The organism is Dictyobacter halimunensis, from assembly GCF_036245075.1.
In genome coordinates this window covers 1,222,383-1,240,644 of record NZ_BSRI01000001.1, presented here as the reverse complement: position 1 = coordinate 1,240,644, position 18,262 = coordinate 1,222,383, and the positions used below count along the sequence as shown (strand labels likewise).

The following is an 18,262-nucleotide window of genomic DNA, read 5'->3' as shown; positions in this document are numbered from 1 at the left end:
AACGTCCATAGACATGTCTCATCCCGAATTTTTTTAGGGAATGCCAGGCAAAAGGAAATCTCCTGAGATTGATTGAGTTTAGCCAAAAATCAATCAATCTCAGGAGATTTCACTTGTCTCACCAGTATGACACAAAATCAGAGGCTGCTCTCGCTTCTCAACCGTTTCAGTCGGCAGCCGGTGCTTCTGCTGGTTCTTCGATCGTGATCTTGCCAGCTGCGCCATCGACGGTGAGCCACTGACCGGTGGTGATGCGCTCGGTGGCTCCGGCAACTCCGACGACTGCCGGGATACCGTATTCACGAGCCACAACGGCGCCGTGGGAGATGGCCCCACCCATTTCCATCACCAGCCCGCCCGCCGTCAGGAAGAGAGGAGTCCAGCCAGGGTCGGTCGAGGGCGCAACCAGAATTTCGCCAGGGGCCAGATGCGCGCCGGTTGGGTCGAGAATGACCCTGGCCTTCGCGGTGACCCGTCCGGGCGATGCTGGTGTTCCTCGCAGTATCCCTGGAGCCTCATCAGCCTCGTCGGTGACCAGGGCGCTGGGTTCAGTGCCGTCCGAGAGCAGAACACGTGGTATGTGGCGACGACGCAGCTCAACATCGTACGCGCTGCGATGATCGCGCACGACATCATGCATATCCTGGCCTGCCAGTGCGCTATGAATCTCTCGCAAGGTGAGGAAGAATACATCCTCAGCAGCTTCCAGCCGCCCATCCTGCTCCAATTCTTCGCCAATCGACCAGAGCAACTCACGTATACGCGCCATCATCAAGATAATAGTGAACTTGGGCATCTCACGCAAGCCAACCAGCTCACGAGTCCTGCTCAGGAAGAAGTGAACCAGCCGACTGCGTAGCCAGCTCTTGCTCCTTGCTCTCTGGACCAGTTCGGCCAGCATGCTTTTGGCCTCTTGTGCGCCTCGCTGGAACTGCACATCGGGAGCCAAATTGACGTCTTTCAGATGCAGGTAGTTGGAAAGCGCACCGAGGATGTGCGTTGGATCTTCTGACCAACGCGGCAGGCCAAGGTCGATCTCAGCCACGCCACGATGCCCATAGAGCGCGAGAAATGCCGCCAATCCTTGCTGGAGCTGAGGCGGCAAGGAGCCTGCCCGATACCCCTGTGCCAGTTGCTCAGGTGTGGATTCGTGCATCTGCTCAACGATGTCGGGATAGCCAGTCAGTCGTTGCGCCAGGTGCCAGAGCTCCAGATCCATCTCTGTGGTTGGATTATGCGGGAGGCCACGCAACACTACCTGCCTCTCCTCTGGCTTCGCAAGATCGCCCAACAGCCTGCCCGCGATAGCTTGACTTCCCAGCCCAACGGGCAACACTGGTGCTAATCCGCCGATGATCCTCAAGAAATTCCCGACAAAACGCTCTACTTCTCTCAGGCGTTCTTTACTCGTGAGGCCAGGTGTGATGAAGTTTGTCGCTCGTACACGCTCAGCGGTCTGCTGTACCCGTTTCACAGCAGCCTGAGGCCAGAACAATGCCTGAAGGGCGTAGAGTGGTGCCCGCGTTTTCTCGAATGCGGAACCCAAAGCGCGTATCAGGTGCCAGAGCTTCGTCGGCATGAGCGAGAGGCGCGGGTCGCTGATTACTTGCTTGAAAAGCGGCGCTGAACGAGCCTCACCGAAGCTCGCCGCACCTATGAGCAGACGGCGTCCTATCTTGTTCCGTAACAGGTGTGTCACATCGAGGTAGAGACGTTGACCAGCATCACGTATTACGGGAGGGCCAGCCAGGGGATCGGGCTGCGCATAGCCCACTCCTGCGGCAATCCCTGATCCGATCAAATGGAAGAGTGAGGCTCCTGCCGGAGTGAAGGGATGATTGACGCCCTGGAAGACGTTGAACGAGAAGTAGACTCGCAGCACGTCGTCACTGGTTGGGGCGTTGACAGGCAAGGGATAGAGGGTGGTGATCGGACGCGATTGCGTGAGCCAGAACGCTCCCGAATGGTCAATGGCCCACTCGATATCCTGTGGCGCTCCATAGTAGGCTTCGACCTTCGCTCCTAGAGCGGCCAGAGCGCGGATCTGGTCGTCGGTGAGACAGGCTTCCTTGTGGCCATCGAGGGATTCGCGACGCAACGTGCCACCGCCTGCCGCTGCGCTGATAACAACGCGCTTATCGCCAGGCCTGCGCTCAATGATCTCGCCTGTCGCAGTGTTGACGACAAAATGATCGGGATTGGTCGCGCCGGAGACGACAGCTTCTCCCAGGCCAGGATTGGCATCGATGACAGCTTGACGACGCTTGCCAGTGACAGGATTGGCGGTGAAAAGGACGCCCGCGACCTCGGATTGGACCATACGTTGCACAACGACGGCGAGCTTAGTAGTACGCTGGTCGAGACCAAGGCTCTCACGATACCGTACCGCGCGGTCGGTCCAGAGTGAGGCCCAACAGCGCAGCACAGCATCCAGCACGGCATCGCTCCCGACAATGTTGAGGTAGGTATCTTGCTGGCCCGCGAAGCTTGCAAAGGGCAGGTCTTCGGCGGTGGCAGAGGAACGCACTGCTACAGGGATAGGTTCTCCAGAGCCCAAAACGTCATAGGCTGTGATGATGGCATCAGCAATCTCTTTGGGCATCATCGCGGCAAGCAGGCGGGTGCGGGCGGCCTGCGCCATGTTCGCCAGTCGTTCAGTCTCTCCATCTTCTCCAGCAGGGTAGTGATCCAGAACATTATGCAGATCAGCTTCCTCTGCAACCTGCGCGTAGGCGATGGTGGTGACGCAGAATCCGGGCGGCACGGGGAGTTGCGCGCCGGTAAGCTCCCCAAGATTAGCGGCTTTGCCACCGACCAGCGCCAGCATGTCACGATTGAGGGCGCTCAAAGGGAGTGCGTAATCGGTAGAGCTAGGATGTTGTTGATTCTTCTGTTCTTGTTGTGGAGGACGCATGTTGTGCTCTCCTTCTCTGCGCGGCTTCAGCGAGCAGTACCATTCCACGAGTCACAGCAACTCGTTCTTCAGCTGAGAGATAATCCATGACGGATAGCTGCGCCTCAGCGCGCCGTTGTTCTAGTGTCGCAATCAGCGCTCGCCCCTGTTCGGTAATGGCGACCAGCTTGGCCCGTCGATCCCGCTCATCTCCTCGGCGATGAATCATTCCACGCGTGACGAGTTGATCGAGCAGGCGGCTGGTCGCCGACATTGAGCGTCCCAGTACCTCGGCGACCTGTTTGATGGTCAGATCGCCCTGCTCATCCAGGAATAGCAAGGTTGCCATTTGAGGCAGCGAATAATCAAAATCCTCAAAGGCTTGAACCATCCCGTAGATGAAATCGCTCAGAATGGTTCTCCGAAATTGTTTGATACTCCAGGTGAGCAATTCAGTATCATCATTGTTGATAATTGTCTCGCCCTCCCGATATTTGTGTGCATGCATGCAACTAATTTCTCTATCAAAATGATAGCTCCCACTATCAGCAAATGTCAAGGTTCCTCTGTGTGATAATCAGGGCTTTTTGAAAGTCGAAGGAGGTGAAAAAGTTCAGCGAAAAAAGAGATAGCGGCATCGGGGGATTCCACCACGATGCCGACGTTGTCCATTCGTTTAAGCACCATGTGTCCATTCAATAATATATCGTCCGTCCCGTCAACGAACTCAGACGCGCTCCTCCTCTTGACAAAGGAAGCACTGCTGCCTTAATATGTGTATATACACTTTTACAAAGAGGGAAAGAAATGGCTCGACTGGACTTTTTTGATGTACGTCAATGCGTGTGCGCGGCCCTTCGTCGTGCTGATCGCGCAATGACCCAAACCTATGACGAGATCCTTGCTCCGAGCGGTCTGCACATCACGCAGTTTACGCTGCTCGCGGGCCTTGCTCAGGCTGCTCCCATCTCTATCAACCGCCTGGCGGAACTCATGGGGATGGATCGGACGACCCTGACACGCAATCTCGGCCCGTTACGCCAGCAGGGATGGGTTCGTGTTGAGGAGGGTGAAGATCATCGGGTGCGGGTTGTGACCCTCACTGAAGAGGGCAAACAGGTTCTTGCGCAGGCCACGCCACTCTGGCAACAGGCCCAGAAACAGATGATTCAACAACTCGGCTTAGAACATGTTGAGGCATTATTCGCTGAACTCACGGCAGCGATCGAGTCAAGTCACTAGCGCCTTCTTTTTTTTTCTTATTATGTGTAGATACACCTATTAAGGAGAGCACCTATGAACCTTGCATTTCTTGCATTTCTGGTCAGTGTGACGGTGAGCCTGCTTTCGTTCACACTCATTGCTTCCTGGTATGTTATTCCCCGTTTGTCAAAGCAACCGTATCTACAGGCATTACTCCCATTGATCTTGCTCAATGTGTTTCGGACAGAGGGATTGGTGTTTCTGCTCCCACAGGTGATAGGAGGGACTCTTCCGTCTGGCTTTGCCATTCCCGCTGCTTATGGCGATCTCGTCACGGCTGTCCTGGCGTTGCTGACGGCCCTCGTGCTACGGCTTCGGCCAGGGTTGGCCCTCCCGCTTGTCTGGCTAGTCAACATTGTAGGGTTTGCTGATTTGTTGTTTGCCACCTACAAAGGCGTGGCCGTCGGCTTTCCATCCTTCCACGTTGGGGTTGCCTGGTTTATCCCAACTATGTATGTGCCGCTCTTACTAGTGAACCATGTCGTTGTCTTCTGGTTCCTGCTGCGGGTTGTGCCATCCGCTGTCAATATTGCTCCTGCCCCACTAAACACGCTTGCTAATGTACAGAAAGGCGTACCCAACAGGCAGTAACGTTGGTGAGGAACTGCGAGCCCTCTCTCATAGAGCGCCAACCGTTGAGCGGCCAATTTCGCCCATGTAGATGGCCTCGCTGTTTCGGCTGGAGGTGATCGAGCAACGGGGCCAGGGAGCGTGTGTAAATCTGGTGATGATGATAGGAGCGAGGTGCTGTCACCGCTGGTGTTGCCGAATGGAGGACGGCTAGCGAGCCTGCATAGTGAGGTGTCAGTGACAACGTGAGAGGGAAGGACGAATGGGAGGGGGTGTGGAGGGATGATGCGCGTACGCTCGTCGTAAGGGTGCGCGCGTCTTTTTGGATCTGCCAAATATTTGGTTCATTGCTATTTTTCGCGCTCAGCAATTAAAACGATTGGCTCGAAATAGTGACGTCCAGACGCTGGTCGGTTCTCTGGTCATTACTCACCCCTTTCTTGCTCACTTCCCCGGAATGATTTCCCCGTGGAAGTCCAAACGCCCTTGTTCCATAAGCATCACAGATTTTGAAAAGAGCCTGGATTTCTACATGCACACTGTAGGCTTTTCCGTCGTCTATCAGCGCGAGGAAGAAGATTTTGCTTTCCTGAGCCTGTGCCGGGGCAAGCCCAGATGATGATCGACTAGATCGACAAAGGGAGAACCTGGAGAACAACCGCGTTGGAATAGCCTCTCGGAAGAGGGGTGAAACCCACGGGTTGCGCAACGAGATTCATAGCTGAACAATAGAGAGGGCATCCAAGCAGCCCTGGTGTCCGGCGGGCAGGGAGAGATTTACTGATCGGAGGTCTGTGGGGGTTCGTCCTCAATTGGGAACAAGATCGGACTGAGTAGGTGCTGTCTACGACCTGGTACAGGTTCGTTGTTCAACTGCGGCACAATGGCTTTGCGCAGTTCCCCAATCAGTTCGTCGCGCTCATGCGGGCTGAGCCACAGCGCATGCTGCCGGAACCCAACCGCATCAGCAGGAGGGTCAGCGTGGCCCCGGTCGAGGTAGGCGTTGAACTCGCCAAGCAAGGCGGCCATCGCGGCGGCAAAGGCACGGCGATAATCGTCCAGCGACGCAGCCGCAGCGGCGTCGGACGTGATCACCGCGCTCGACTGACGCAGCCGATACCAACGTTCAATGGTGCCACGCACCTGCTGTTCACGCTCTACCTCAAGGATGCCTCCATCCACGAGCAGGCTGACCTGCCGATACATCGTAGCCTTCGAAGTGTCAGGCATCCGAGCAAGCAAGTGGGCCGTGGTGAGGGTTCGCCCACCAGACAGGGCATGCACGATGCGCAGCCTCACAGGATGTAAGAGAAGTTCGATGGTATCCATACTTCTATTATCTCACATATGAGACTATTGTCAAGAATGAGATTATATGGTATTATTCTCAATATTGAGAATAATCAAGAAAGCCCATCATGGAAGAACGGCTCCATGATGAGCGCTTGTTGGTAAAAGGAAAGAAGAGATGACTGAATTGACCACCAGCGATGCAGTAGCGATCGCCACAACCGTTGTCGAGATGGCCCGGGATGGGCGCTTTGGAGAGATCGAGCAGTTGTTTGCGCCGCCGCTCCGGGCGGTTGTTTCTGCCGAGATCGTGCGCGATGCCTGGGGCGCTGAGATCAGCAAACGTGGCCCGGTTTCCACGATCGGAGAACCAATGAGCGAGCAAATGAAAGAGGGGCTGATCCGCGTGCGCATTCCGATCATCTGTGAGCGCGGGGGATTCACGGTGCGCATGGCGGTGGATAGCCAGGGCGCACTCCAGGGTCTTCTGCTTGCGGCTACCGAGGGGACCGCGTCGTGGATGCCACCATCCTATGCGAACCCGAAGAAGTTTGCTGAGCACGACGTCACGGTTGGCTCCAGCCCGCTTGCTGTACCAGGGACGTTGAGCCTGCCCCACGGACACAGAAAGCGGCCCGGCGTGGTGTTGCTGCCGCCAATGGGATCATTCGACCGTGACGAAACCAGCGGGCTGAACAAGCCGCTCAAGGATCTCGCGTGGGGGTTAGCCAGTCGCGGCGTGGCGGTCCTGCGTTTCGACATGGTGACCTATGCCCACAGCCAGCAGGTGGCAACGAGGCGCGATTTCACGATGGCGGAGGAGTACGTACCATATGCTGTCGCCGCCGTCCACCTCCTTCAACAGCAGCCGACTGTGGACCCTACGCGGGTCTTCGTCCTTGGTCACAGCATGGGCGGCAAGGTTGCCCCGCGTATCGCGACCGCCGAGCCGTCCATTGCGGGTCTGGTGATCATGGCTGGTGATACGCAGCCCATGCAACGATCCGCCATCCGCGTTGCCCGCTACCTCGCCCGGCTCTCTCCTGGCCCGGCGTCTGAGGCCGCCGTCGAGACGATGACGCGCCAGGCCGCGCTGGTCGAAAGTCCGGAACTGTCCTCATCGACGCCAGCCAGGGAGTTACTATTCGGCCTCTCTGGTTCGTACTGGTTAGACCTGCGCAGCTACGATCCGGTTTCGACAGCGGCGGCTCTGGACAGACCGATGCTCATTCTCCAGGGAGGTCGTGACTATCAAGTGACGGTCGAGGACGATCTCTCACGATGGAAGGAGGGCCTCTCTCACCGGCCTGATGTGACGATTCAGATCTATGAGGCGGACAACCATCTGTTCTTCTCCGGCACTGGTCCGTCCACGCCGGCAGAATACGACCCGGCGCAACACGTCGATCCAGCCGTGATTGCCGACATCGCCGCATGGCTGAGACCACATCCAGGGATGTTCGCTCGCTTCGTTCGTGTCTTTTCGCGGGAGTGATCCAGGTGGATCGAATGGATTTTGGGCCTCCTACCGCCTCTTTGCTCGCTTGCCTGGTTCTGTGATATACTCCCTGCTGTTGGGTATGAACGAGATGATTCCCAACATCATAGGAGGGATACTATGCCCAAACCGCCGCAACACACGCTCATCTGGTCAAACGACCCCCAGTGCTATGAACTCCACACCCAGGGACACTCTGTTCAATGCTTTCACCCAGGAGATGACGCCGCGTTCTCCCGCTGGTTGGAAATACACACCGCCTTTGCTTTTGTGGGGCAGGCTGGACGGCTCTCAGTCCTCAAAGAAGCCCGGCCCCGTGGAAGCAGCTACTGGTACGCCTATCACAAGCAGGGTCAGCGCACCCGCAAACGCTATCTCGGACGCACGGATCAGGTCACGTTCGCTCGCTTAGAGCAGGAGGCACAGGCCCTGACCGGAGAACCTGTGTCTACCCCTGCTACGCCCAGGCCAGATGCGCCATTATCTGAGTTGCAGGGCCTGCTCCTCTCCAGCAAGCTCTCGGTCCCCCGTCCACCGAGCTTTCTGGTCGAGCGTGCCCGCTTGCTGACTGAATTGGATCTCATCAGCGCTCACCCGTTGACACTCATCTCAGCCTCTGCCGGGAGTGGCAAGACCACCCTGCTCTCGGCATGGGCAGCGTCAAAAAGGGGGCAGGAACGCGGCGGGAGGACACAAACAAGCGAGCAGGTGGTGGCCTGGCTTTCTCTTGAGGAACTGGACGATGACCCGATCCGTTTCTGGGATCTGGTCATTGCAGCCCTGCGCAGATGCCGTCCCGCTTTGGGAGAGACGGCACTCACCCTGCTGCACTCACCCCAATCTCTCCCGCTCTCGATCTGCCTTGCGGCCTTGCTTCAAGAAGTGGAACAGAACGCGCAAGACCTCATCCTGCTTCTCGATGACTACCATGTGATCTCTGAGCAGACCATCATTGATTCCATGCTCTTTCTGATCGAGCATCTGCCCACGAGCCTGCACCTGGTCTTGATCAGCCGCACCGATCCTGATCTTCCGCTCTCGCGCTTACGCGTGCGTGGACAACTCCTGGAGATTCGCGACCAGGATTTGCGCTTTAGCAAGCCTGAGGCCGCCAGCTTTCTGCGTGATGCCATGAGTCTGTCTCTCTCGGAAGACGACGTGAGCACCCTCTCCCAGCGAACGGAGGGCTGGATCGCCGGGCTGCACCTGGCCGCGCTCTCCCTGCGCAAACGGCCAGATCACGCCGCTTTTGTGAAAGACTTTGCGGGTACCCATCGGCATCTGCTGGATTATGTGCAGCAGGACATTCTCGCGCCGCTGCCTGCGCCCCTCCAAAACTTTTTGTTGCAGACAGCGATTTTACCTCGCATGAATGCGGCTCTCTGTCAGGCCGTTACCGAAGCTCCAGATGAGTCTGAGAGCCAGCAGAGATTGCAGGCATTGGAGCAGGCCAACCTCTTTCTTGTCCCGCTCGACGAGCAGCGCCGGTGGTACCGCTATCATGATCTCTTTCGAGAGGCTCTGCTTGCTCGTCTCCACTCCAGCTACCCCCAACTGGTGCCGCTCTTGCATCTGAGAGCCGCTAGATTCTATGAGGCTCGAAGTGAGTGGCGCGAGGCTATTACCCACGCGTTGGCTGCCTCTGACCACGTCTATGCCGCCTCCTTGATGGAGAGGGCTTCGGGATCGTTCTGGTCTCGTGGAGAAACAAAAACGCTGCATAGCTGGGTCTTCTCGCTGCCAGAAGCTGTTCTGTGTGAACACTTGTACCTGGCTCTTGGTGCCGCATTTCGCTTCTTCGACGCGGTGAATTTGAGTAGCCAGGAGATCTATGTTGGCATGGTTGCCCAGGTAGAGCACACCTTCACACGCCTCGAAGCACTCCTTCCTCCTCCCCCTACACGGCTGCGGCGGGAACAACCACACCGCGAGATCTCCAAAGCCGAGGCGGTATGGATTGAGCAGCGTCTGTTCCAGTTGCGAGCCTTGATCGAGCTCAGAGGAATTCTCAGGCAGAACGATGCCGGGCGCTTGCGGGATCTGATTCGTGAACTTGATGCGCTTCCTCCAGATGAGGATACCCATTGCAACATCATCCCGCTCTACCTCACCTTCTGGCTGACCACCATGTACCAGGAATACGGGGTTCCCCTGCTTCCTCGGCTCAGCGCGGCGAAGCAGCAGTTGTTGGAGGAAAGAGACCTCTTGATGGCGACCCGCGTCTTAAGCTGGTCAGCTCAAATCCGCTCGACCTACGCCATACAATTACACCAGGCTCAGCAGGAATGTCTGGAAGCCCTTGCCCTGGCTGAACAGATTGGTGCGCATACTCCCTGGGAAGGCTATCTGTATTATTGCCTGTTCGTGATCTCCTACGCCTGGAACCGGCTGGAAGAGGCCCCCAACTGGCTCCAGCGTTTGCGGCGCCTTGCGCAAAACTGGCAACACATGCAACTCCTGGCCGTTACCGAGATTTTTTCAGCCCAGCTTGGGCTGGCACGAGGAGATCTGGTAGCAGCAGCAGAGGCTCTGTATCGACTTAAAGCCCTGCTTGAGCAAGGTGGGCTGGCCTATCATGCTCCCTGGATCACGGTTCTGCTCGTCAAATTGTGGCTGGCTCAGGGGAAGCTGGCGGAGGCAGCAGCATGGGCGGCGCAAATCACCTTCTCCCCCGATGCCTGGAATCCCTTACGTCGCTGGGAGCTGCTCATGCTGGTGCGGGTACTCGTGGCCCAACAGCACTACGAGCAGGCGGGCGAGATGCTCTCGCGCTTCAGCCACCACCTTGATCGAGAAGGTTCTGTTGACACGGTAATCGAGTTTCTCGCCTTGCACCTGCTGGCCCTGCATCACGCGGGCAAGAGAGCGCAAGCAATGTGCGTCGCGGCACGCCTGTTTGCGCTCACAGAACCAGAAGGTCATCTGCGCGTCTATCTCGATGAAGGGAAACCGATGCGCCAGGCCCTGGCAGCGTTTCTGGAGGAGGATGAGCCGGATGGTGCGGCTGTGGCCGTTTCTCGACCCTACGTCTTGCGCCTGCTGGCTGCCTTTGAGCATGAGGAAAAGCCAGAGAGCACGCCTCATGCTCCCTTGATCCAAAAATCTCAAGCTGCGCCTGTCCCAGAACGCGTTGCATCTGCCTCACCACAGATCATCGAGCCGCTGACCGGGCGTGAGCAGGAGGTTTTGAGCCTGCTGGCAGAGGGGGCCTCCAACCAGCAGATCGCCAACGAGCTCGTGATTCAGCTTTCCACTGTCAAGAAACATGTCAGCAGTCTGCTCGCGAAACTGGGTGTAGAGAGTCGCACCCAGGCGATTGCCCAGGCACGTACCGCCTCTCTGCTCTAAACAGCTGCCACCACCGCCTGGGACGTCTCCAGAGGTTCGCAGGTGGTGGTGTCCTTCACTGAGATTTTCCTCCCCAACGGAGAACCCCAACACACCGCTCTTTCCCCTCGCAATATTCTCCTTGCGGTAGACTTTTGACGACTGTCTCCAGGCTGTCTGTGCGCTATCCTTATGTGTGTGGAGAGAACCACAAAGGGAGAAGCGGCTGATGCACTATCACATTCGGATCAAAGGATACCTTGATCCTTTCTGGCAAGACTGGTTATCTGGACTCATGATGGTCCATGAGCCAGCTGGAACCACGAGGCTCGCCGGCCCCTTGCCTGATCAGGCGGCCCTCTTTGGGGTGCTGCTCAAGATCCACCGTTTGAGTTTGATCTTGCTCTCTCTTGAGACAGATGAAACCACCGAAGCGCAAGAGCAGCGCATGCGGGATGCTGACGATCCCGATGCCGCTTCATCGAAGTTGGTAGAACTGAACAGACGAAAAGGAGAATATTTCATCATGCAAGCACGAATGAGCAATCCAGCAACCATCCTTCCTGACGTCCTGCAGCCCATCCAGGCGCTGCTCAAGGCCACCAGACAGGGCGGTGTGCCACAGAAGACACTTGAGTTGGTCCATTTGCGCGCGAGCCAGATTAATGGCTGTAGCTATTGTGTGGACTATGGCGCACGGAGCGCCAGGAAGGCCGGAGAAACAGACGAGCGACTCTTCGCTGTGGCCGCCTGGAGGGAGACGCCCTACTTCACCGATGCTGAGCGCGCCGCCCTCGCGCTCGCCGAAGCCGCCACCCGCCTCTCCGACCGGCCTGACGCGGTTTCCGATGAGGTCTGGGAAGAGGCCACCCGGTATTACGACGAAAAGGGCCTGGCGGCCATCATTCTGATGATCGCCACGACCAACCTCTTCAATCGCTTGAACGCCACGACCAGGCAGATGGCGGGCCAGGGTTGGTAAGGTGATGGGAAGCAGATCAGTCGGCGTGCATCCTCACACCACCCGGGTGGACGTCGGCTGACCAGCCAAATATGCTGACACAGGGAGAAAACCATGAAAAGATTTCTTTTGCTCTATAAAGGGCCAGCCACATTGCCAGATGCATCACACGAGGGGTGGCCACAATGGTTTACCGGGTTGGGGGAACATCTGCTTGACGTGGGATCGCCAATGAAACAGGGGTACACTCTGCATGGGGATGGTTCGGCAGATGAGTGTGCGACTCCCCTCAATGGCTATGCCATCATTCAAGCGGAAGAGAGGGCAGAGGCAGTTCGCCTGGTGCAGAGCCACCCCTATCTCTCTCTTGGTGATGAATACACGGTAGAGCTGTTTGCCTTAAGGTAATGCTCTTTCCCGGTCACATCCTCTGGCCAACTTACGTCAGAAGAGTGAGAACGAAAACATAGCAATTGGAAGCAGGCCTATTCATCGAAGCATGCACAGACTGGCTTCCAACAAAAGAAAACGCTTTGTACAGGCTCTCATACAACCGCTCTGTGTATTGATGCCTTCAACTGGCTTTTCGTCCCAGGATCAGGCTCGCGTCCATGTGTGAAATGCTGTACAGAGCATTCCAGAGACAACCACACCTACTTTCACATCAAGAGGAGAAAAACAACGTGGAACAGACAGTATCAATGAACGTTTCTCTCAGATCAGCAAAAGGAAAAGCGATTGCGTATTGGACGGTCACTGCGGCTCTTGTGTTTGTGATGTTCGCAGGCGCTATGGGAGAGTTGACACAGCAGTTTGGAACAGTGGAAACGCACACGGTCCTTGGATACCCCCTCTTCCTGTTGAATATCATCGGGACATGGAAGATTCTTGGTGTTATAGCTATCGTCGTGCCGCGCTTTCCTCGGCTCAAGGAATGGGCATATGCTGGCATGTTCTTCAACATGACTGGCGCGTTTGTCTCCCACGCCATGGTGGGCGATAGCAAATTCCACCTCATCTATACCGGTTCAGTGCTTCTGCTCGTGGTCGCCTCCTGGGCGCTTCGACCACAAAGCCGCACCCTTGGGACGCTAACCGATAGTTTCGGCAGTGTCCTCAAACGTGCATAGACAGGCAGGTGGCGGATCAGCAGGTGCTGCCTGATCCTCTACCGCTCTCATGCTAAAGCGCTCGAACATTTCTTGCCTCTGCCTCATCGGCCGTCTTGGAGAAGCCTGCCTCTTGAAAGGACATTTTATGATGATGGACAATCAGAAACCGACCCTGTATGAGTGGATGGGAGGATTGCCAGTCCTTACCCGTTTGACGCGCATCTTCTATGAGAAGTATGTTTCCCAGGATGAACTCCTGGCTCCGCTGTTTGCGGGGATGGCGCCCGACCACCCGGAACGCGTTGCTACCTGGCTTGGTGAGGTGTTCGGCGGGCCAGAGGCGTATACAGAGCGCTATGGCGGCCACGCTCATATGATCTCCCAACATCTCGGCAAAGGACTGAGTGAGGAGCAGCGGGCACGCTGGGCCAGGCTGATCTGTCAGGCTGCCGATGACGCCGGATTGCCAACGGACCAGGCGTTTCGCTCGGCGTTTGTCTCCTATATCGGGTGGGGAACACATTTGGCGGTCACCTATTCGGCCCCCGGAGCCAATCCACCGCTGCATCAGCCTGTCCCGCACTGGGATTGGGGGGAAGCCTCGCCGGAACCCATAGGTTCCTCACAGGAAACGAAGGGAGAGATGATGCCAAACGAACCAATCACCTTCACGCAGCATATCAAACCCCTCTTCCGCGCAAAAGATCGCCAATCCATGCAATGGGCCTTTGATCTGTGGTCTTACGACGATGTCGCCAGGCACGTGCAGGGCATTTCCCACCGGCTCCAGCAAGGGTCGATGCCCTGTGATGGGGCCTGGCCACGCGAGCAAGTAGCACTCTTCCAGCGCTGGATGACCTCTGGCATGGCTCGCTAATCTGGAGGAGGGTACGCTAGCGAAAACGCGCTGGCTCCAGTTTAATGAAGAAGAATACAGAACACGTTCTGGTACGATATGTGAAAGGCAAATGATACCCATGGCAAACGAGAAAATTTCGATGTTGACGATAGCGGTCACCGAGATGGCAAAGGCCAAAGCATTCTATGCAGGGCAGTTAGGCTTCCGTGTGACCACAGACTTCGGACAGGGCGATCAGCACTGGGTCTCCCTTGAACTTCCCGGAGGAGGTGCCTCGCTCAATCTGACCACAATGCATGAAAACATGCAGCCTGGGACGATGAAGCTCTATCTCGCGACTTCGGATCTTGAAGCGGCGTACAACGAGCTCAAAGCAAAGGGGGCCAGGGTCAACGAAGTGAAGGATGATCTGTATGGCCCGGGCTCTGGCGTCAAGTGGTTTGAGATCAGTGATCCCGATGGCAACCGCTGGCTAGTGGTTCAGGCGTAGTTGCCGCTGCCTCAACTGGCGGCCCTCACGCTGTTGCCGACCACTTTCACTGCCCCATCGATGCTCACCAACCTATCTGGTGAGCATCGGTGGGGAACGCAAGATGGATTGCACAGCAGGTGCAAAGAAAGAGCAAGATCTAAGAAGACCTTTTCGCTGATAGCATGTACACTTACGATGCGAAAATAAACGCGAAAGGAAAAGAGCGATGAGAAAAATAGCCTCAAAAGACGGCACAGCTATTGCATTCGACCAGTCGGGCGAAGGGCCAGCGGTTATCCTGGTGGGCGGGGCATTTCAGCATCGGGCGATTGACCCCAAGGCTGCCAGGCTAGCTGCTCTGCTTGCACAGCATTTTACTGTATTCCATTATGATCGTCGAGGTAGAGGCGAGAGTGGGGATACCCTGCCCTATGCCACCCTGCGCGAGATTGAAGACCTTGAAGCCCTTATCAAAGAAGCAGGGGGATTGGCATGCGTGTTCGGTATGTCTTCCGGAGCTGTGCTTACTCTGCATGCTGCGGCCCGCGGCCTTGCTATCAAGAAAATGGCCTTATATGAGGCGCCATTCAATGCTGGTGACGACGATAGCCGTCACGCATCTGAAAACTATACCAAGCAGTTGACCGCCTTGCTCGCAGAGAGCCATTGGGGCGACGCTGTTGCCCTTGCTATGACCACCTTCGGCGCACCTGCACAAGCTGTTGCAGGGATGCGCCAGATGCCCTTCTGGTCTACCTTCGAGGCAGTGGCACCTACGCTCGCCTACGACAACGCCATCATGGGAGATGGCTCTGTACCTACCACGTTGATCTCATCCATTTCTGTGCCAGCACTGGTCCTGGATGGTGAAGCAAGTCCTGCTTTGATGCACAAAGCCGCAGACGCAGTTGCACACAGTCTTCCCAATGCACAACGTTGCACGCTGGCAGGCCAGACCCACGAGGTCGACCCCGATGTGCTCGCGCCCGTGCTGGTAGAGTTTTTCGCAGGTTGAGAGAATCTTTTCGAGCCTGAGGTATTGTTCACTTATGCATCAATGTGCGAAGCTCGCCAGGTCTTCTTTCTAGAGAAAAGACCTGGTCTCTTTCCTGGCGAGCTCCTTGCGCTCACGATGGGGAATGGCGCTTCGCACATTGCGTTGTGTATGGATCAGGCACCGCTGCCGAAGCGTCGCCGTGAACAACGTGTCCATCGCTGCCAGGAGGCCGTCATGCCCATCGTTCACAATTAGATCCACCTCCTCAATCCGGTCGAAAAGCTCTGGCGCAAAGCCAGGCAAGAGCTGATTCATCTGCCTCTGAGTTGGTCAGGGTAATTCCTATGTCTTGCTTTTTCCAGCCATGTTGTATAACCCATCGTGAGTCGATCCTTGAATGCTTTGTTTTTTGAGTACATGCATTCTACCCGGATTGACTCTTCCTTTTCACTTCCTCCCTGACTTTTGAGATCTCTGATCTTGTGGTATAGACATCTTGACAAGGAGGCTATCATCTTTTATGCTTGGGATTAAGATCTCATATCTTACCCCTTCACGCAAGATGTGCCGATCGTTCATCAAACCATCGTTTGACCGATATGGATGTAATCAGCCTCGTTCCTCTCGAACGGAGGTTCCGCGCCCTGTCGCAAGGAGATTTGCCATGTCTCGTTCTATTCGTCACACACTCTTCTTTGCTCTTGCCCTTCTTCTGCTCCTCGGAAGTGTTGGCACACTCGTCTTATTCAACCAGCCAGCACACACCTTTGCGGCGGGAAACGCTGCGGCGAAAAGGACGCCAACGCCCACCCCAACGCTGACCTCAACCCCAACCCCGCTCCCGACTCCATCCTTCACGCCAACCCCCTGTACATCGTGTCCGGGTGGCCTGCCCAAACACCTGCTAACCGGCTACTGGCAGGATTTCACGAACAGCGCCACCCCGCTGCCCCTGAACGCGGTAAACCCGTATTACAACATCATCGCAGCGGCTTTCGCTTCATCAGGCTCTCAGAAGGGCCAGATCACCTTCAGTATCGATACGAAGCTCGCGAGCATGCTCGGCGGGTATACGACAGCTCAGTTTATCAGCGATATTGCGACCCTCCATGCTCAGGGGAGAAAAGTTATTCTCTCCGTCGGAGGCGCGGCAGGTACCGTCACCATTGACGACGCGACAAGCGCAACCAATTTCGCCACGAGCGCGTATGGATTGATGCAAAGCTATGGCTTCGACGGAGTCGATATCGATCTAGAGAGTGGCATTAATGTCACCTATCTGACCAGCGCTCTCCAGCAACTGTCCACGCTGGCAGGTCCAAACCTGATTATTACCCTGGCCCCACAGACTGTTGATGTCGCGTCGACCAGCAGCCCCTATTTTCAGCTCGCCCTGAACATCAAAACCATTCTGACCATCGTGAACACGCAGTACTACAATTCGGGTTCCATGTACGGCTGTGATGGCAAACTGTACGCCTATGGGGGCGTGGATTTCATCACTGCCCAGGCTTGCATTCTGCTTCAGGGAGGCTTGCGCCCGGATCAGGTTGGGCTTGGCCTGCCTGCCTCCACGCAGGCCGCAGGCAAGGGCTATGTGGCCCCATCAGTAGTTAACGCCGCACTCGATTGTCTGGCCACCGGCACGAACTGCGGAACCTTCATTCCACCCACCACCTATTCCAGCATTCGGGGCGTGATGGACTGGTCAATCAACTGGGATGCCTCCAACAGCTATACCTTCGCGGACACGGTCGGTCCCCATTTGAGCACGCTTCCATAGAGCAGAAAAGAGGGCTTCGTACCAGCCATGGCGGATGCGAAGCCCTCTCAAGTTTTCCCAAAAGCCATCCAAGATCGGACACATTCTGTACTATAAAACCTGTAATCACAGGGATGGTCAGTTTATCGTGTTCTGTCCCATCCGGATGGGACAGAACACGATAAACTGACCATCCTTGGTATTCGACAAGGAGAGGAATGTACTTCCACTTCTCAAAGATTTGCTTACAAGCAGGGATATGCAGTTCCGCCCATCGGTTGGCACCACCAAAAGCGGGACAGATCCATGTTTGAGGGCAAAAGTCGCTCACATGGTAGGTTATTTACCACCTCCGTCGCTTCGCAGGGGCAAGACATGTCTTGCCCTCTTATGAAACCATAACACTACCACTTACCATATAACCATTACCTTTCACGATCGGAACTCCGAACCGGGAAAAGGGTGCTTGCATCCTCACTCGTAATACTCCGGCAGCTTTTTCAGCCCTTCCCATTGCTTATTGTCATGACCGAAAATTACAAGCTCGATGTGCTCCCGTTCGACCAGATCAAGTAGTTTTATCGTACTGGCGTGGGTCGCTTCGGCGTCCGGGTTGCTACCGTCGTCCTGCTTGTCACGGGTAAAGCCCTTGCTGAAGGGTACAGCGTCAATCGGCAATAAAATCGCCCCCGTTTTGGGCAGCCGCACCAGCACTGAGTGATGTCCCGGCACATGTCCGCTCGTCTCAATCAGCTCCAGTCCCGGCAGCAGTTCCGTGTCCCCGTCCACCAGCCGAATGCGCTCCATTGGCTGATCCCATTGGGGTCGATTGGCAGCAAAACGTGGGTTGCTCGCCGCATCCAAATGATGCACACGCTGAACAACATATTGCGCCTTCGTGAATGCCGCGTGTCTTCCGGCATGGTCGATATCATAATGCGTCGAAATGACTGTATCAATATCGTCCGGTTTTAAGCCAATACTCGCTAACTGCTCGATAACGTCCTGCCCATTCTCGAAATCCGATTCTCCTTCAGGCATAATCTCCGGTAGACCACTGTCAATCAGAATATTCTTGCCGTCACCCGTTTGCACCAGATAGCACACAATCGGAATCTGGTATTCCGGCATGGACCCAACCTGCATCAGATAAAGACGCTTCATGGCATTCTGGCTCATAAGTTCCTCCTCGGAATTGAAACATATATTCTATCATATCAATCGTGTTGGCATTCGTATCGGCCCGGAGTTCGCTTTC

The 18,262-nt window shown here is 56.0% G+C and carries 17 protein-coding genes and 1 pseudogene; 12 read left to right on the top strand and 6 right to left on the bottom strand.

Features of this window, described 5'->3' with window-relative positions:
* Positions 1–166: 166 nt before the first annotated feature.
* Complete coding sequence (locus AABA21_RS04980) at positions 167–2,914, bottom strand: PEP/pyruvate-binding domain-containing protein (RefSeq protein WP_338247889.1); 2,748 nt, start codon at positions 2,912–2,914, stop codon at positions 167–169.
* The gene (locus AABA21_RS04975) at positions 2,871–3,401 is read right to left on the bottom strand and encodes a MarR family winged helix-turn-helix transcriptional regulator (RefSeq protein WP_338247888.1); all 531 of its coding nucleotides are present in this window, start codon (positions 3,399–3,401) and stop codon (positions 2,871–2,873) included. Before AABA21_RS04975 ends, AABA21_RS04980 begins: the two co-directional genes overlap by 44 nt.
* Before the next feature lie 299 nt (positions 3,402–3,700).
* Here AABA21_RS04975 and AABA21_RS04970 point away from each other — a divergent pair, with 299 nt between their 5' ends.
* From AABA21_RS04970 to AABA21_RS04960, 3 genes are all read left to right on the top strand, one after another.
* Entirely contained in the window at positions 3,701–4,135 is a 435-nt protein-coding gene (locus tag AABA21_RS04970; RefSeq protein ID WP_338247887.1) for a MarR family winged helix-turn-helix transcriptional regulator, read from the top strand.
* Positions 4,136–4,189: 54 nt separating this feature from the next.
* Entirely contained in the window at positions 4,190–4,747 is a 558-nt protein-coding gene (locus tag AABA21_RS04965) for a hypothetical protein (protein WP_338247886.1), read from the top strand.
* 301 nt (positions 4,748–5,048) lie between these two features.
* Positions 5,049–5,345 (top strand): VOC family protein, encoded by a 297-nt coding sequence (locus AABA21_RS04960; RefSeq protein ID WP_338247885.1) that lies wholly within the window; start codon positions 5,049–5,051, stop codon positions 5,343–5,345.
* A 158-nt stretch (positions 5,346–5,503) separates the two neighbouring features.
* Here AABA21_RS04960 and AABA21_RS04955 read toward each other — a convergent pair whose 3' ends face one another.
* Positions 5,504–6,055, bottom strand: a complete 552-nt coding sequence (locus AABA21_RS04955; protein WP_338247884.1) for a helix-turn-helix domain-containing protein — start codon at positions 6,053–6,055, stop codon at positions 5,504–5,506.
* Positions 6,056–6,113: 58 nt separating this feature from the next.
* Positions 6,114–6,641, bottom strand: coding sequence for a hypothetical protein (locus AABA21_RS04950; RefSeq protein WP_338251043.1), 528 nt, complete (start codon positions 6,639–6,641; stop codon positions 6,114–6,116).
* On the opposite strand from AABA21_RS04950, the gene AABA21_RS04945 reads away from it, so the two are divergent.
* From AABA21_RS04945 to AABA21_RS04910, 8 genes are all read left to right on the top strand, one after another.
* On the top strand, positions 6,537–7,511 hold the full coding sequence (locus AABA21_RS04945; RefSeq protein ID WP_338250999.1) for an alpha/beta hydrolase family protein: 975 nt from the start codon (positions 6,537–6,539) through the stop codon (positions 7,509–7,511). The two genes, AABA21_RS04950 and AABA21_RS04945, sit on opposite strands and share 105 nt — an antisense overlap.
* A 123-nt stretch (positions 7,512–7,634) precedes the next feature.
* Positions 7,635–10,862 (top strand): winged helix-turn-helix domain-containing protein, encoded by a 3,228-nt coding sequence (locus AABA21_RS04940; RefSeq protein WP_338247883.1) that lies wholly within the window; start codon positions 7,635–7,637, stop codon positions 10,860–10,862.
* Positions 10,863–11,367: 505 nt separating this feature from the next.
* On the top strand, positions 11,368–11,823 hold the full coding sequence (locus AABA21_RS39250) for a carboxymuconolactone decarboxylase family protein (RefSeq protein ID WP_420917132.1): 456 nt from the start codon (positions 11,368–11,370) through the stop codon (positions 11,821–11,823).
* Between the two features lie 93 nt (positions 11,824–11,916).
* Entirely contained in the window at positions 11,917–12,210 is a 294-nt protein-coding gene (locus tag AABA21_RS04930; protein ID WP_338247881.1) for a hypothetical protein, read from the top strand.
* 275 nt (positions 12,211–12,485) lie between these two features.
* Positions 12,486–12,932 (top strand): DoxX family protein, encoded by a 447-nt coding sequence (locus tag AABA21_RS04925; protein WP_338247880.1) that lies wholly within the window; start codon positions 12,486–12,488, stop codon positions 12,930–12,932.
* Positions 12,933–13,059: 127 nt separating this feature from the next.
* Positions 13,060–13,791: a group II truncated hemoglobin gene (locus AABA21_RS04920; RefSeq protein WP_338247879.1), complete on the top strand. Its 732-nt coding sequence runs from the start codon at positions 13,060–13,062 to the stop codon at positions 13,789–13,791.
* 100 nt (positions 13,792–13,891) lie between these two features.
* On the top strand, positions 13,892–14,263 hold the full coding sequence (locus AABA21_RS04915; protein ID WP_338247878.1) for a VOC family protein: 372 nt from the start codon (positions 13,892–13,894) through the stop codon (positions 14,261–14,263).
* Positions 14,264–14,471: 208 nt separating this feature from the next.
* Positions 14,472–15,260: an alpha/beta fold hydrolase gene (locus AABA21_RS04910; protein ID WP_338247877.1), complete on the top strand. Its 789-nt coding sequence runs from the start codon at positions 14,472–14,474 to the stop codon at positions 15,258–15,260.
* Between the two features lie 96 nt (positions 15,261–15,356).
* On the opposite strand, the pseudogene AABA21_RS04905 reads toward AABA21_RS04910, so the two are convergent.
* Positions 15,357–15,506 (bottom strand): annotated as a pseudogene (locus tag AABA21_RS04905) (transposase); the annotation flags it as partial.
* Between the two features lie 400 nt (positions 15,507–15,906).
* Here AABA21_RS04905 and AABA21_RS04900 point away from each other — a divergent pair.
* Entirely contained in the window at positions 15,907–17,025 is a 1,119-nt protein-coding gene (locus AABA21_RS04900; protein WP_338247875.1) for a chitinase, read from the top strand.
* Between the two features lie 453 nt (positions 17,026–17,478).
* On the opposite strand, the gene AABA21_RS04895 is transcribed toward AABA21_RS04900, so the two are convergent.
* Positions 17,479–18,183, bottom strand: coding sequence for an N-acyl homoserine lactonase family protein (locus AABA21_RS04895; RefSeq protein WP_338247874.1), 705 nt, complete (start codon positions 18,181–18,183; stop codon positions 17,479–17,481).
* Between the last annotated feature and the right edge of the window lie 79 nt (positions 18,184–18,262).

Bases quoted from the DNA above. Each gene is read 5' to 3' on its own strand.
- AABA21_RS04980 (WP_338247889.1), bottom strand. From the start codon at position 2,914: ATGCGTCCTCCACAACAAGAACAGAAGAATCAACAACATCCTAGCTCT.
- AABA21_RS04975 (WP_338247888.1), bottom strand. From the start codon at position 3,401: ATGCATGCACACAAATATCGGGAGGGCGAGACAATTATCAACAATGAT.
- AABA21_RS04970 (WP_338247887.1), top strand. From the start codon at position 3,701: ATGGCTCGACTGGACTTTTTTGATGTACGTCAATGCGTGTGCGCGGCC.
- AABA21_RS04965 (WP_338247886.1), top strand. From the start codon at position 4,190: ATGAACCTTGCATTTCTTGCATTTCTGGTCAGTGTGACGGTGAGCCTG.
- AABA21_RS04955 (WP_338247884.1), bottom strand. From the start codon at position 6,055: ATGGATACCATCGAACTTCTCTTACATCCTGTGAGGCTGCGCATCGTG.
- AABA21_RS04945 (WP_338250999.1), top strand. From the start codon at position 6,537: ATGCCACCATCCTATGCGAACCCGAAGAAGTTTGCTGAGCACGACGTC.
- AABA21_RS04940 (WP_338247883.1), top strand. From the start codon at position 7,635: ATGCCCAAACCGCCGCAACACACGCTCATCTGGTCAAACGACCCCCAG.
- AABA21_RS39250 (WP_420917132.1), top strand. From the start codon at position 11,368: ATGCAAGCACGAATGAGCAATCCAGCAACCATCCTTCCTGACGTCCTG.
- AABA21_RS04930 (WP_338247881.1), top strand. From the start codon at position 11,917: ATGAAAAGATTTCTTTTGCTCTATAAAGGGCCAGCCACATTGCCAGAT.
- AABA21_RS04920 (WP_338247879.1), top strand. From the start codon at position 13,060: ATGATGATGGACAATCAGAAACCGACCCTGTATGAGTGGATGGGAGGA.
- AABA21_RS04915 (WP_338247878.1), top strand. From the start codon at position 13,892: ATGGCAAACGAGAAAATTTCGATGTTGACGATAGCGGTCACCGAGATG.
- AABA21_RS04910 (WP_338247877.1), top strand. From the start codon at position 14,472: ATGAGAAAAATAGCCTCAAAAGACGGCACAGCTATTGCATTCGACCAG.
- AABA21_RS04900 (WP_338247875.1), top strand. From the start codon at position 15,907: ATGTCTCGTTCTATTCGTCACACACTCTTCTTTGCTCTTGCCCTTCTT.
- AABA21_RS04895 (WP_338247874.1), bottom strand. From the start codon at position 18,183: ATGAGCCAGAATGCCATGAAGCGTCTTTATCTGATGCAGGTTGGGTCC.